The sequence below is a fragment of the Limnohabitans parvus II-B4 genome (assembly GCF_003063455.1).
Taxonomy (GTDB): domain Bacteria; phylum Pseudomonadota; class Gammaproteobacteria; order Burkholderiales; family Burkholderiaceae_C; genus Limnohabitans_A; species Limnohabitans_A parvus.
Genome location: NZ_NESN01000004.1, coordinates 165783 through 179785, shown reverse-complemented (window position 1 = coordinate 179785; position 14003 = coordinate 165783). Strand labels below are relative to the sequence as shown.

At 61.0% G+C, this 14003-nt stretch carries 13 protein-coding genes and 1 tRNA gene; 6 read left to right on the top strand and 8 right to left on the bottom strand.

From position 1 onward, the window contains the following. Window positions 1–33: 33 nt before the first annotated feature. Window positions 34–2685, bottom strand: a complete 2652-nt coding sequence (gene alaS, locus B9Z37_RS11450) for an alanine--tRNA ligase (RefSeq protein WP_108313158.1) — start codon at window positions 2683–2685, stop codon at window positions 34–36. Between the two features lie 146 nt (window positions 2686–2831). Here alaS and B9Z37_RS11445 point away from each other — a divergent pair, with 146 nt between their 5' ends. From B9Z37_RS11445 to B9Z37_RS11435, 3 genes are all read left to right on the top strand, one after another. Then, window positions 2832–4310: an NAD-dependent succinate-semialdehyde dehydrogenase gene (locus tag B9Z37_RS11445; protein ID WP_108313157.1), complete on the top strand. Its 1479-nt coding sequence runs from the start codon at window positions 2832–2834 to the stop codon at window positions 4308–4310. Between the two features lie 13 nt (window positions 4311–4323). Beyond that, window positions 4324–4397: transfer RNA gene (locus tag B9Z37_RS11440), tRNA-Gly, on the top strand. 49 nt (window positions 4398–4446) lie between these two features. Continuing rightward, window positions 4447–5250, top strand: a complete 804-nt coding sequence (locus B9Z37_RS11435) for a ParB N-terminal domain-containing protein (protein WP_108313156.1) — start codon at window positions 4447–4449, stop codon at window positions 5248–5250. 71 nt (window positions 5251–5321) lie between these two features. Here the strand turns inward: B9Z37_RS11435 and B9Z37_RS11430 are convergent, their stop codons facing one another. Together B9Z37_RS11430 and B9Z37_RS11425 are read right to left on the bottom strand one after the other, a co-directional pair. Then, the gene (locus B9Z37_RS11430) at window positions 5322–5963 is read right to left on the bottom strand and encodes a CoA transferase subunit B (protein ID WP_108313155.1); all 642 of its coding nucleotides are present in this window, start codon (window positions 5961–5963) and stop codon (window positions 5322–5324) included. Between the two features lies 1 nt (window position 5964). Beyond that, a complete protein-coding gene (locus tag B9Z37_RS11425; protein WP_108313326.1) occupies window positions 5965–6672 on the bottom strand; it encodes a CoA transferase subunit A in 708 nt (235 codons plus the stop codon). Window positions 6673–6750: 78 nt separating this feature from the next. On the opposite strand from B9Z37_RS11425, the gene B9Z37_RS11420 reads away from it, so the two are divergent. After that, window positions 6751–7329, top strand: coding sequence for a LuxR C-terminal-related transcriptional regulator (locus B9Z37_RS11420; protein WP_108313154.1), 579 nt, complete (start codon window positions 6751–6753; stop codon window positions 7327–7329). 10 nt (window positions 7330–7339) lie between these two features. Here B9Z37_RS11420 and B9Z37_RS14665 read toward each other — a convergent pair whose 3' ends face one another. The 3 genes from B9Z37_RS14665 to B9Z37_RS11405 form a co-directional block, all read right to left on the bottom strand. Beyond that, window positions 7340–9658 (bottom strand): acyl-CoA dehydrogenase family protein, encoded by a 2319-nt coding sequence (locus tag B9Z37_RS14665; RefSeq protein ID WP_146179731.1) that lies wholly within the window; start codon window positions 9656–9658, stop codon window positions 7340–7342. A 60-nt stretch (window positions 9659–9718) separates the two neighbouring features. Further along, window positions 9719–10390, bottom strand: coding sequence for a nitroreductase (locus B9Z37_RS11410; protein WP_108313152.1), 672 nt, complete (start codon window positions 10388–10390; stop codon window positions 9719–9721). A 98-nt stretch (window positions 10391–10488) separates the two neighbouring features. Next, window positions 10489–10914: a carboxymuconolactone decarboxylase family protein gene (locus B9Z37_RS11405; RefSeq protein ID WP_108313151.1), complete on the bottom strand. Its 426-nt coding sequence runs from the start codon at window positions 10912–10914 to the stop codon at window positions 10489–10491. Window positions 10915–11030: 116 nt separating this feature from the next. On the opposite strand from B9Z37_RS11405, the gene B9Z37_RS11400 reads away from it, so the two are divergent. Beyond that, entirely contained in the window at window positions 11031–11627 is a 597-nt protein-coding gene (locus tag B9Z37_RS11400) for a peroxidase-related enzyme (RefSeq protein ID WP_108313150.1), read from the top strand. Between the two features lie 244 nt (window positions 11628–11871). Here B9Z37_RS11400 and B9Z37_RS11390 read toward each other — a convergent pair whose 3' ends face one another. Continuing rightward, on the bottom strand, window positions 11872–12465 hold the full coding sequence (locus B9Z37_RS11390) for a TetR/AcrR family transcriptional regulator (RefSeq protein ID WP_240606699.1): 594 nt from the start codon (window positions 12463–12465) through the stop codon (window positions 11872–11874). A 194-nt stretch (window positions 12466–12659) separates the two neighbouring features. Between B9Z37_RS11390 and B9Z37_RS11385 the strand changes: the two genes are divergently transcribed. Continuing rightward, the gene (locus B9Z37_RS11385; protein ID WP_108313148.1) at window positions 12660–13544 is read left to right on the top strand and encodes a metal-dependent hydrolase; all 885 of its coding nucleotides are present in this window, start codon (window positions 12660–12662) and stop codon (window positions 13542–13544) included. A gap of 30 nt (window positions 13545–13574) precedes the next feature. Here the strand turns inward: B9Z37_RS11385 and B9Z37_RS11380 are convergent, their stop codons facing one another. After that, window positions 13575–13997, bottom strand: coding sequence for an acyl-CoA thioesterase (locus B9Z37_RS11380; protein ID WP_108313147.1), 423 nt, complete (start codon window positions 13995–13997; stop codon window positions 13575–13577). Between the last annotated feature and the right edge of the window lie 6 nt (window positions 13998–14003).

Here is a 14003-nt window from a genome sequence, read left to right as displayed (position 1 = left end):
AAGCTTGAAAAAAAGTTCCAAGCCGGACCCCGGTCAGAGCCGCTCGGTCACCCAAGCCTGCACACTGGCCATCGCAGCAGGCAAGGCCGCTGCATTGGTGCCACCGGCCATGGCCATGTCGGGCTTGCCGCCGCCTTTGCCGCCCACTTGGCCCGCCACAAAGCTGGCCAACTCGCCCGCCTTGACTTTGCCTGTGGTGTCTGCGGTCACGCCCGCAGCGATCTGCACCTTCTCACCGTCCACAGCCGTGAGCACGATCACGGCGGTTTTCATCTTGTCCTTGAGCTTGTCCATGGTGTCGCGCAGGGTCTTCGCATCTGCGCCTTCGAGCTTGGCCACCAAGAGCTTGATGCCTTGGATGTCCACAGCCTGCGTCATCAGCTCGTCGCCTTGTGCCGAAGCGAGCTTGCCTTTGGCTGCGGCCAATTCTTTCTCCAGCGCCTTGACCTGGTCGAGCACCTGCGCAATGCGGGCGTTCAGCTCAGCCGGTTGGGCTTTGAGCGTGCCTGCTGCTTGGGTCACGGTGTCTTCGAGTGACTGCAGGTAAGCCAAAGCGTTTTGGCCCGTCACCGCCTCGATGCGGCGCACGCCTGCGGCCACGCCGCCTTCGCTGACGATCTTGAACAGGCCAATGTCGCCCGTGGCTTTGACGTGTGTACCGCCGCACAGCTCGCGGCTGGAGCCAATGTCGAGCACACGCACGGTCTCGCCGTACTTCTCGCCAAACAGCATCATGGCGCCGGTTTTCTGGGCGCTTTCGATGTCCATCACACGGGCTTGTGCCGCAGCGTTGGCCAAAATTTCGGCGTTCACTTGGGCTTCGATCTGGCGGATTTCGGCATCGGTCACAGGGGCGTTGTGGGCAAAGTCAAAACGGGTGCGCTCGGCATTGACCAAGCTGCCCTTTTGCTGCACATGGCTGCCCAGCACTTCGCGCAGGGCTTTGTGCATCAGGTGGGTGGCGCTGTGGTTGCGCACGGTGGCGGCACGCACAGCCAGGTCCACATGCGCCTGCACCGCGTCGCCCACTTTGAGGCTGCCGGATTTGATTTCGCCATGGTGGCCAAACACATCGGCCTTGATCTTGAGCGTGTCGGCCACGTTGAACTGGCCGCCCGCGTTGTGCAGCATGCCCTGGTCGCCCACTTGACCGCCGGACTCGGCGTAGAACGGGGTCGTGTCCAACACCACCACGCCTGCTTGACCTGCCTTCAGCTCGGTCACGGCGTTGCCGTCGGCGTACAAAGCCAGCACTTTGGCGTTGGCCGTCAGGTCGTCGTAGCCCACAAAATCGTTGCCCGCGCCCGAATAGTCGAGCGCCTTGTCCATCTTGAACTTGCCAGCCGCGCGGGCCTGGGCTTTTTGCTTTTCCATGGCGGTGGCGAAACCCGCTTCATCCACGCTCAGGCCACGTTCGCGGCACACATCGGCCGACAGGTCGAGCGGGAAGCCGTAGGTGTCGTGCAGCTTGAAGGCCACTTCGCCCGGCAGCACTTTCACGCCACCGTCCAGAGCCGCATCCAAAATCTGCATGCCGCTTTGCAGCGTTTCAAAGAAGCGCTCTTCTTCCACACGCAAAACGTCGGCAATGCGCTCGGCCTGATCGGCCATGTTGGGGTAAGCCGCGCCCATGAGCTTGACCAAATCAGGCACCAATTTGTGGAAGAACGGGGTCTTTTGGCCCAGCAAATAACCATGGCGAATGGCGCGGCGCACGATGCGGCGCTGCACATAACCACGGCCTTCGTTGCTGGGCACCACGCCGTCGCTCACCAAGAACGAGGTGGCGCGGATATGGTCGGCGATCACACGCAGCGACTTGTTGTTCAGGTCGGTGCAGCCGGTTTCACGCGATGCCGCCTTGATGAGCGCGTCAAAAATGTCGATCTCGTAGTTGCTATGAACGTGCTGCAAGATGGCCGCCAGGCGCTCCAGGCCCATGCCCGTGTCCACGCAAGGCGCAGGCAGCGGCGTGACGGCACCGGTTTCGTCCATGTTGAACTGCATGAACACGTTGTTCCAGATTTCGATGAAACGGTCGCCGTCTTCATCGGGGCTGCCGGGTGGGCCGCCAGGGATGTGTGCGCCGTGGTCGTAAAAAATCTCGGAGCAAGGACCGCAAGGGCCGGTGTCGGCCATCATCCAGAAGTTGTCTGACTTGTAACGCCCGCCTTTGTTGTCGCCGATGCGGATGATGCGGTTCTCTGACTTGATGCGCTCAGGGGTCCAGCCGGCTTTGACAAAAATGCCTTCCCAAATGCCATGGGCCTCGTCGTCTTCCATATAGACCGTGGCGTACAGCTTGTCGGCAGGCAGCTTGTAGACCTGGGTCAAGAGCTCCCACGCCCACTCCAGCGACTCGCGCTTGAAGTAGTCGCCAAACGACCAGTTGCCCAGCATCTCGAAGAAAGTGTGGTGGCGCGCGGTGTAGCCCACGTTTTCCAGGTCATTGTGTTTGCCACCGGCCCGCAGGCAGGCTTGCACAGAGGCGGCACGGACATACGAGCGCTTGTCCGAGCCCAAAAACACGTCCTTGAACTGGACCATGCCCGAGTTGGTGAACATCAGGGTGGGGTCATTGCCTGGCACCAAGGGGCTGGACGCCACCACGGTGTGGCCCTTGGACTCGAAAAAGTCCAGGAAAGTCTTGCGGATGTCGGCGACGGAAATAACGGGTTGGCTCATGGTGTTCTTTGCTTTAGATGCAACCGAACATTATAAGTTTGCCCCCACCCTCAGTTGTTTGCGTGACAGGCGACCCCAAGCAACTGCGATATCGTGCAAACCATGGCACAATTTATTTAACAGGTTAAATAATATCCGGAGACCCTATAGACATGAAAACATCACCCCTCGCCCTGCTGAACGACCCGACTTTGCTCAAGACCGACGCCCTGATCAACGGCCAATGGGTGCCGGGTAGTCAGCGTTTTGAGGTGACCGACCCGGCCACTGGCCAGCACTTGGCGAACGTGGCCAACCTGGGCGCCGCCGAGGCAGAGGCCGCCATTGCCGCAGCCAACGCCGCCTGGGGCCCCTGGAAAACCAAGACCGCCAAAGAGCGCAGCATCATCTTGCGCAAGTGGTTTGACCTGCTGATCGCCAACACCGAAGACTTGGCCCGGCTCATGACTGCAGAAAACGGCAAGCCCATTGCCGAGTCGCGTGGCGAAGTGGCCTATGGCGCGAGTTTTGTGGAGTGGTTTGCCGAAGAAGCCAAGCGAGTGAACGGCGAGACCCTGCCCCAGTTCGACAACAACCGCCGTCTGCTGGTGCTCAAGCAGCCCATTGGCGTGTGCGCGGCCATCACGCCCTGGAATTTCCCGCTGGCCATGATCACCCGCAAGGTGGCCCCGGCGCTGGCAGCAGGTTGCCCTGTGGTCATCAAACCCGCCGAGCAAACCCCGCTCACGGCTTTGGCAGCGGCTGAGCTGGCAATTCGTGCGGGCATCCCGGCCGGGGTGCTCAACATCATCACCGCTGACGGCCCGCAAAGCATCGCCATCGGCAAAGTGCTGTGCGCCAGCGATGTGGTGCGCCACATCAGCTTCACCGGCTCCACCGAAGTGGGCCGCATCCTGATGGCGCAGTCGGCCCCCACCGTCAAAAAGATGTCGCTGGAGCTGGGCGGCAACGCGCCCTTCATCGTGTTTGACGACGCCGACATCGACAGCGCCGTCGAAGGCGCTTTTGCCAGCAAATACCGCAACGCGGGCCAGACCTGCGTGTGCTCCAACCGCTTTTATGTGCAGGAGTCGGTGTACGAAGAGTTCGCCACCAAGTTCGCGGCCAAAGTCAAAACCGCCAAAGTGGGTAACGGCTTTGCCGACGGCGTGAACCAAGGCCCGCTGATCGAACCCTCGGCCCTCGACAAGGTCGAGCGCCATGTGAAAGATGCCATCGCCAAGGGCGGGCGCGTTCTCACTGGCGGAAAGCGTCTGGACGGACAATTTTTTGAACCCACGGTGATCGCCGATGCGAGCGCTGACATGGTCTGCGCCCGCGAAGAAACCTTTGGCCCCTTTGCCCCCATCTTCAAGTTCAAGACCGAGCAAGACGCCATTTTTGCAGCCAACAACACCGAGTTTGGTCTGGCCAGCTACTTCTACAGCCGCGACGTGGGTCGCATCTTCCGAGTGAGCGAGGCGCTCGAATACGGCATGGTCGGCATCAACGTGGGCATTTTGGCCACCGAGCATGTGCCTTTTGGGGGCGTCAAGCAGTCAGGCCTGGGACGCGAAGGCTCGCACCACGGCATGGACGACTATGTGGAGATCAAATACCTCTGTGTGGGCGACATCCTGAAGTAAACTACACGGCTTCGCGGGTGTCGTTTAATGGTAGGACTTTTGCTTCCCAAGCAAATAACGAGGGTTCGATTCCCTTCACCCGCTCCAGCTTCAAAGAAGGCCCCGCAAGGGGCCTTCTGCATTTGTACAGCGCGCCATGCACATCACCGTCAACGAAGAACTCAAAGCCTACATCGACCCGCTCACACCTGATGAGCACGCGGCGCTGGAGCGCAGCATCCTGGCCGAGGGCTGCCGTGACGCCCTGGTGCTGTGGGGCGATGTGTTGGTGGACGGACACAACCGCTACGGCATTTGCCAAAAGCATGGCTTGTCTTTTCAGACGGTACAAAACACGCGGTTCAAGTCCATAGAAGACGTGCACCTGTGGATGATCGACCAGCACCTGGGGCGTCGCAGCGTATCGGACTTTCAGCGCGGCGTACTGGCTTTGCGCAAGCGCGAGATCCTGAGCGAGCGCCGCGCACAAGCAGCCAATGCAGTCAGCGCGACCGATTTACCCGAAGCACTGTCAGTGGACGCCAGCGACAGCGCCTTCCACATGGGGGGCAATCCGCTCAAAAGCCGCTCAGACATTGCCAAGGCCGCGAGACTGAGCAGCAGCCAGGTGGTAAACATCGAGAAAATCCAAAAGCAAGCCGCACCCGAATTGGTGGCCGCCGTCAAAGCAGGCACGATATCCATCAATGCCGCAGCCGCCGTGGCCACACTGCCTGCCGAAGAGCAAAAACAAGCGGCCTTGGGCGGCAAGGACGAACTCAAGCAAGCAGCCCAAAAAGTCCGCGAAGTCAGCCGCAAAACGGTGAGAGAAGATGCGCAAGAACCCAAGGCCTCGCAGGGTAACGAAGTGAGCCACCTGCAAGAACGCGTGGCCACGCTGACCGCCGAAAACCAGGCCCTGCGCGATCGCGTGGCAGAACTCGAAGCGCAGCTGCACTGAACACGGCGTTCAAGCCATCATGAAAAAGGCCCCTCGCGGGGCCTTTGGTTTTTTCAGGGCAAGCGCGCCGATCAGAAGATCAGCTTCACACCCGTCTTGGCCTGCAGTGCCTCAGGTGTCACACCCGGCGCCAACTCGACCACTTTGAGGCCCGCGTCCGTCACGTCCATCACGGCCAGGTCGGTGATGATGCGGTCGACCACCCCCACACCCGTCAAAGGCAGGGTGCAGCTGGGCAAAATCTTCATGTCTTCGGTGCCGTCTTTTTTCTTGGCGACATGTTCCATCAAGATGATCACGCGCTTGACGCCAGCGACCAAATCCATGGCGCCGCCCATGCCCTTGACCATCTTGCCGGGAATCATCCAGTTGGCCAGATCGCCCTTTTCGCTGACCTGCATCGCGCCCAAGATGGACAGGTTGATCTTGCCGCCGCGGATCATGGCAAACGACTGCTCGCTGCCAAAGATCGACGAGCCCTTGATGGTCGTCACGGTCTGCTTGCCGGCGTTGATCAGGTCGGCATCGACCTCGTCTTCGGTCGGGAACGGGCCAATGCCCAGCATGCCGTTTTCACTTTGCAACCAGACTTCTTTGTCTGCAGGCACAAAGTTGGCCACCAGCGTGGGGATGCCAATGCCCAGGTTCACATAGAAACCGTCTTCCAATTCGTGGGCCGCACGGGCGGCCATTTGGTCTTGACTCCAGCTCATATCAGACTCCTGCTTTCTCAGTGATCGTGCGTTTTTCGATGCGCTTTTCAGGGTGCTGGTTCAGCACGATGCGGTGCACATAAATGCCCGGCAGGTGCACGCTGTCCGGGTGCATGGCCCCGGTTTCCACAATCTCTTCGACCTCGACCACGCAAATCTTGCCGGCCATGGCCACGGCGGGGTTGAAGTTGCGCGAGGTGTAGCGGAATTGCAGGTTGCCGGACTTGTCGGCGCGGTGCGCTTTGACCAACGACACATCGGGCACCAGCGATCGCTCCATCACGTAGGTCTCGCCATCGAACTCGCGCAGCTCTTTGCCTTCGGCCACCAGCGTGCCCACGCCGGTCTTGGTGAAGAAGGCCGGGATGCCCGCGCCGCCCGCACGCAGCTTCTCGGCCAGCGTGCCTTGGGGGGTGAACTCCAAAGCCAGCTCGCCCGCGAGGTACTGGCGCTCGAACTCTTTGTTCTCGCCCACGTATGAAGAAATCATTTTTTTGATCTGACGTGTTTGCAGCAGTTTGCCCAGACCGAAATCGTCCACGCCCGCGTTGTTAGACACCGCTGTGAGGTTTTGCACGCCGCTCTCCTTGAGCGCGTCGATCAGCGCTTCAGGGATACCGCACAGGCCAAAGCCGCCCACGCCAATCAGTTGCCCGTCAGCCACGATGCCCTTCAAGGCCTCGGCTGCGGAGGGATAAATCTTGTTCACGCCAATCTCCAGATAGAGGATCAAAACGCTACGATACTACGTATTCAAATACGTAGTTTTTCGTAATGGTGTGCCCTGATGCCCAATACCTCCACCACTGCCAACGACATCGATTACCGCCTCGCTTTTGACCTGGCCCCCATCGGCATGGTGCTCTCGCGCAACCGCACCATGGTCGACTGCAACCAACGCGTGTGCGAGATGTTTGGCGTGCCCCGCGAACAGCTGATCGGCCAAACCTTCCAGCTGCTCTACCCCAGCGCCGACGAGTACGAGCGCACCGGCCAGCGCATCACGCCCATCTTGAACGCCAAGGGCGTGTACGCCGACGACCGCGTGATGAAACGCGTGGACGGCCGCTTCAAAGGCGAGACTTTTTGGTGCCATGTGACCGGACGGGCGCTCAACCGCGACGCCCCGCACGAAGCCGGCATCTGGACCTTTGAAGACCTCTCGGCCCGCAAACCCGTCAAAGCCGAACTCACCGCCCGCGAGCGGGAAGTCGCCGCCCACCTGATGGACGGCCTGACCAGCAAAGAGATTGGCAAAGCCCTGGGCATCAGCCACCGCACGGTAGAAATTTACCGCGTCAAGCTGATGCGCAAATACCAAGCCTCAGGGGCTGCGGATTTAATTCAGAAGTTGATGCGGGGGTGAGCATTCATGCTCAGGCTCGAGCCAAACCCGCCACCCGCCGCAGATGCTGCGCCACCCCGCCAAACTGCTGCTCGATCACTGTCAGCCGCTTGAAGCCGTGGCCCACAGCCAGCTCGTCGGTCATACCCATACCGCCGTGCAACTGCACCGCGCCCTGCCCCACCAAACGCGCCGCACGCAGCACCGTCACATGGGCCGATGACACCCGCTCGGCGCGGCGCTCGGGGCTGTCGCCCAGCACATCGGCACAAGCACCCACCGCTGCTGCGGCCTGCACCAGCGCCATGTACATGTCGGCCATGCGGTGTTGCAAAGCTTGGAAGGCCGCCAGAGGCTGGCCAAACTGTTTGCGCTGGCTGGTGTAGTTCAGCGTGTCGCGCATCAGGGTCTGCATCACGCCCACGGCTTCGGCACCTGCGGCCAGCGTGGCCGCATCCCAGGCTTGCGAGAGCGCGGCCAGCGCATCGCCCTGACCGATCAGCGCCTGCACGGGCGCTTGGTCAAAAGCCAACTCAGCCGCCCAGGCACCGTCGATCAGTCGAACATCACGCCGCTGCATGCCGCTGGCTGCGGGGTCGAGCAGGCAGATGCGCAGCTGGCCCGCGTCGTCTCGTGCGCTGACCAGCCAATGCGTGGCTCCGGGTGCGCCACGCACCAGGGCTTTGCGCCCGCTGATGTGCACCTGGCCGTTCGACTTGTGCAAACGGGTCTGCACCCGACTCAAATCCGTGCGCCCGGCAGGCTCCAAGGCCACCACGGCCAAACGCACTTGGCCTTCGGCCAGGCCTTGCAACAGCGCATCGGCTGCCGGGTCACCCTGCGCCTGCAGCAAGTTGGCACCCAAGACCGCCGAGCTGCTGTAAGGCTCGGCCACCAGGGCCGCACCCAGGGCCTGGCAGATCAGCAGCTGCTCGGGCAATCCACCGCCCATGCCGCCCAGGTGTTCTGGCAATGCCGCACCCAACAGGCCCAGCTCGTGGGCCAGGCCTTGCCACAGCGGCCCTATCGCCTCTGGGGTGGCGATCATTTGCGCCCGCTTGTCAAAGGGCCATTTGTCTTGCAGCCAGCCTTGCAGACTGGCCACGAGCATGGCCTGCGTCTCGTCCAGCGGCAGCACAGGCTCGACCACTTCGGCCCCCAGAACGTGGCGGGCTATCAGGTTGCGCTGCACTTCGTTGGTACCGCCATAAATCGACGCAGCGCGGTCGTTCAAATACGCACGGGTCGCAAACACCGACTCTTCGGGCACAGGCAGCGCATGGGCAGCAGCCTCCTCGATGGTCAGGCTGCTGGCGCCATAGGGACCTGCAATGTCCAGGCCCAGCTCCGTCAGGTGCTGCTTGAGCTCGGTGGCCAGCACCTTGCCCATGGACGGCGCAGCCGGCATCCAAGCAGGTTGCGTGCCGCCGCCAATGCGGGCGGTCAGCACCTGTTGTTCCCACGCGTGCAAGGCGTCGATGCGGCACTGCGCGTTGGCCAAACTCAGGGCGATGTCTTCGTGCTCGGTGACCGACGCGCCTTGCGCAAAGGCTTCTTGCAAGGACTCGCGCAAGCGGGCCAAACGGCCCCGTAAGAACGGCGCAGACGAGCCACCCCGCTCGTGCTCCAGCAAAAATTTGGCAATGGTCCAGCCCTGGTTTTCTTCGCCGATCAGGGCGTCAGCGGGCACGCGGGCCTCGTCAAAAAAGACCTGGTTGAATTCGTGGTCGCCCGAGATGCTGATGATCGGCCGGATCTGGATGCCCGGATTGTTCAACTCGAACATCAAAAAGCTGATGCCTTGCTGCGGCTTGCCGCTGTTGTCGGTGCGCACCAGACAAAACATGTGCGTGGCGCGGTGGGCGTGGGTGGTCCAGATTTTGGAGCCGTTGATCACCCACTCGTTGCCTTCGCGGCGGGCGCGGCATTGCAGCGAGGCCAAGTCCGAACCCGACCCCGGCTCGCTGTAGCCCTGGCACCAGTAACTCACGCCGTTGCGGATGTCCGCGAGCCAACGCTCTTTTTGGGCCTGCGTGCCAAACGCCACCAGCACGGGCGCGGCCATCACCAGGCCCAGCGGCGAGACTTTGGGGGCATCGGCCGCCGACATCTCGCTGGCAAAAATATCATGCTGTCTGGGCGTCCAGCCGCAGCCACCCCACGCCACCGGCCAGTGCGGCGCAGCCCAGCCGCGTTTGGCCAGAATCCGCAGCCAGGGAATGCCGACCTCATAGTCTGAAAAAATGCCCGAGGTGCGGTGCCCGCCCAGACGGATCTCGTCGGTCAACTCGGCCGCCAAAAAGGCGCGCACTTCGTCACGAAATTCCAGTTCGTCTTTGCTCAAGTTCATGGGGTCATCGCTCTCAGAGGCGGCCGCCATCGCCTGATGGCGCCTGGGTCAAAAGTGGGTTCAGAAGCCGACGTAACGCACAAAGTTGGCGGCGTCTTCGCGCACCGACTTCACGCTGTTGGCCACAAAGTCTTCGTCCGGGTAGCCCATGGCGATGCAGATCATGATGTTCTGGTCGTCAGGAATGCCCGCGTGCTCGCGCACCACGGCCGACTGCATGATGCCTTGGCCGTTGATGACGCTGCCCAAGCCGCGCTCCCATGCAGCCAGCACCAGCGCATGCGACAAAGCGCCCAGGTCAAACTGGCTGATGGCCGCAGGTTCGAGGTATTTGTCATAGGTCAGCACCAGCGACACAGGCGCATCGAACTGCCGAAAGCCACGCATGACCCAATCGGTGCGCCGCTCTTTGTCGTCGCGGGCGATGCCCATGGCGTCGAACAGCTGAATGGCGATGTCGACCTGGCGCTTGCGGTGAATACCGTCGTAGGCCTCTTTCATCGGAAAGTCGCGCTTGGGCGGCACGCCCTTGACCATGTTCTCGGTGTTGCCCCGGCGAATGCGGTCCAAGGGCTCGCCCGTGACCACATGCACATGCCAAGGCTGGGTGTTCATCGACGAAGGCGACCACTTGGCCACCTCGATGATCTCTTCGATCACCTCGCGTGGCACGGGTTTGGGCAGGTAGCCGCGAACGCTTTTTCGGGCCTTGATGAGTTCTGAAAATTCCATGGGTTTTGTCTCCTCATCCGAGAATCGGTGAAAAGCCAAGACCCGTCAATGCAGCCCTGTTGCGTTCGTTACTCGCCCCGCCTCCTGATCGACATCGCTCAGGCCATGGACTCGACCACCTCGGTGACGCTGCGAAAGGCGTCGATGGCGGTAGGAAAGCCACAGTACACGGTGGCGTGCAGCATCACTTCGCGCAGCTCCTCGGGCGTCGCGCCGTTATTGAGCGCGCCGCGCACATGGGCCTTGAGTTCGTGCTGCTTGCCCTGGGCCGTGAGCATGGCCACAGTGATCAAGCTGCGGGTCTTCAGGTCCAGGCCCGGGCGCTGCCAAACGTTGCCCCAGGCATTGGCCGTGATGAACTCCTGCATGGGCATGGTGTAGTCGGTGGCAGCGCCCAAGGCGCGGTCCACGTACTCAGGGCCCATGACCTGGGAGCGGGTGGTCAGGCCCGCTTGAAAGTTGGCGTCATCGGGGCGAGCCTCGCGGGCTTGCTCGATGGGTGAACGTGCGGGTGTGTTGGACATGACAGGCTCCTGAAAAGTTCATCAGCATAATCTGTCAAGTGGCTGCGCCCAAGACAGCCAAAGCCCATCAGATATGGATACCCGCATTCGCGGGTATGACACCCAAAAGGAACGCCATGAACACACGCTACCCCGCCCCCGACATCAATGACCTGCCCGAAGACATCAAAGCCAAGGTGCTCGAAGTCCAGGAAAAAGCCGGGTTTGTGCCCAATGTGTTTTTGGCCTTTGCCCGCCGCCCAGCCGAATGGCGCGCGTTTTTCGCCTACCACGACGCCCTGATGGTGCCCGAGTCGGTGGGGCGCGAGAGTGGCCTCACCAAGGGTGAGCGCGAGATGATCGTGACCACCACCAGCGCGGCCAACCACTGCCTGTATTGCGTGGTGGCGCACGGGGCGATCTTGCGCATTTACGAGAAAAAGCCTTTGGTGGCCGATCAGGTGGCCATCAACCACCGCAAGGCCGACATCAGCCCACGCCAGCGCGCCATGCTCGACTTTGCGCTCAAGGTCTGTAACCAGTCTGACCAAGTGGAAGAAGCCGACTTTGCCGCCCTGCACGCGCACGGCTTCAATGACGAGGACATCTGGGACATCGCGGCCATCACCGCCTTCTTTGGCCTGAGTAACCGCATGGCCAGCTTCAGCGGCATGATGCCCAACCCCGAGTTCTACCTGATGGGCCGCGCGCCCAAGGCCAAGCCAGCGGCTTGACTTCCCCTTTGTCACCCCCGACCTGATTGGGGGTCCATGCCTTCGGCGGCCATGGATACCCGCATGCGCGGGCATGACAGTCAGGGGGATGACACGCAGGGCTATGACACGCAGGGCTATGACACGCAGGGGGATGACTGGCCGGGGGATGACTGGCCGGGGCACGACAGGCTGGGGCATGCGGCACATTTGTCACCCCCGACTCGATCGGGGGTCCATGCCTTCGATAGCCATGAATAACCGCTCACACCGGGTACAACAGATGCTGCCGGGCCAACAAGGCCCAAGCCACTTGCACCAGCGCGTCTTCGAGCGCCGCACTGCCCAAGAGCGGTGACTTTTCAAGACTGGCACTTCGCAAAGTGCCGATCACCGAGCGGCTGAGCACAAACAACTGCGCGGGAGATGGTGACTTCAATTCAGGATGATTGATGCGCTCAAAGAAGATCGCCAAGCGATCGGCCACTTGGCGCACCACGCTGGCCGTCTCCTGGGGTTGCTCCATCATCCAACCCAAGCGAATCAGGCTTTGGCTAAAGCCTTTTCCACTGGCAAACCCTTGCAGCAAGATGCGCATGGCTTGACGCAACAGGTCTTGCGGGTCCATCGTGGACACATCGGGCCGCAACTCCAGCGCGGCCAGGTATTGCTCAAGGGCTTGCAGCACCATCTCTTGCCCGCGTGCGGCCATGGCACGCACCAACACCTCTTTGCTCGGGAAGTACTGATAAAGCGTACCAATCGAAAAACCTGCAGCGGCGGCCACTTTGTTGGTGGTCAAACCGGCCTCGCCGTCCTTGTCCAAAATCTGAGCAGCCGCTTTGAACAAGGTTTGCATGGTTTGCTGGGCGCGGGCTTGTGAAGGCTGCCGCCTGAGGCTGGATGGGCCTCGCAGCGGAGAGTTTGCTTTATCGGGTTTCGGGCTGGGCATCGGAAAAATCCATTCCAAAATGTGAGCAGATCGCGAGTTGCAAGGTCTTTGCAAAACCTGAACAATGCTCACATTCTGACCGATATCCCAAGGCACACCCTATGAGCACATACCCTGCAGCCCCCACTGAATTGACAGTTCGCCGACTCAGCGTGGACTTGAGCCAAGGCTTTTCTCGCCACTGGAATGGCGGTGATGCGTTTTTGACGGCCTATGCCAATGCCTTGTCCATGAGTTTCCCTGTGGGAGAACAGTCCTTCATCGACGCGGTCAAAGCAGGCGCAAAAAACCTGCCCGACACGCCAGAAAACGCAGAACTCAAGCACATCGCCAAGGGTTTTGTGGGTCAAGAAGCAACCCACCGCCACCTGCACGCGCTCTACAACGCACACCTTGAAAAACAAGGCTTGGTCAACCACTGGGGGCCACGCGCGGAGCAGCGCCTCAAAAAAGGCCGCGACGAATTTTTCAGCAAAAGCGAGAAGGGTTACCTGCACGAGTTGGCGATCACCGCCGCCTTTGAGCATTTCACATCCATTTTTGGCGACCTGACGCTGGAACGGATGGACCAAGCAGGCGACTGGTTTGCGGGCGCCGAAGAGCCCCTCAAAACCCTGTGGCGATGGCATGCGGCCGAAGAGTCCGAACACAAATGCGTGGCTTTTGACCTCTACCAACGCTTGGGCGGCAACCACAGCTGGCGCATGCGCTGGTTCTGGTACGTGACGATCCAGTTCAGCACAGACGTGCTGCGCCAAACGATCAACAACCTCTGGCACGACAAGACGCTGTTCAAACCCGCCACCTGGTGGTCAGCGGGCAAATTCCTGTTCGGGCGTCACGGCATGGTTTGGCGTGTGGCAAAGCCCGTGTGGGAATACACGCGCAAAGACTTTCACCCCATGCAGGTGGGCCATCCCACCCAAGCCCATGACTGGCTCACCCGTCATGCCAACCAATGGACGGCGGTGGGGGCCAAGGCCTAAGAGGCAGCGCCAAGGTCTGCCCGGCGCTTGTCAGGGGGTGACTTTTTCGCGCACCCAGTCGGGCAAATTCACCGCTTTTTGCTTCGGGAAATCCACCCAAATGGTGGTTGCTCCGCCTGCTGCGTCCACGCGACCGGGTTGGTTCACCCGTTCGAGCGTGCACCAGCTTTCAAAAGTGGTACGTCCCGGGTCGCTCACATACATCTTGGCCAGGATGTCACCCGGGTATTCAAACTGCCGGTAAAAATTGCAAAACGCATTCACAATCACGGGCCCCTCGCCCTGAGGGTTCAGATCAAAGCCAATTTGATCGAACCAATCGATCCGTACCGACTCCAGATACCGAAAATAGACCGTGTTGTTGACGTGGCCCATGGCGTCCATGTCTCCCCAGCGAATGGGAATGACCATCTGATGAACGAGTTTTTTATGCTCAGGCAACTCCAGCTTCATCGGGTG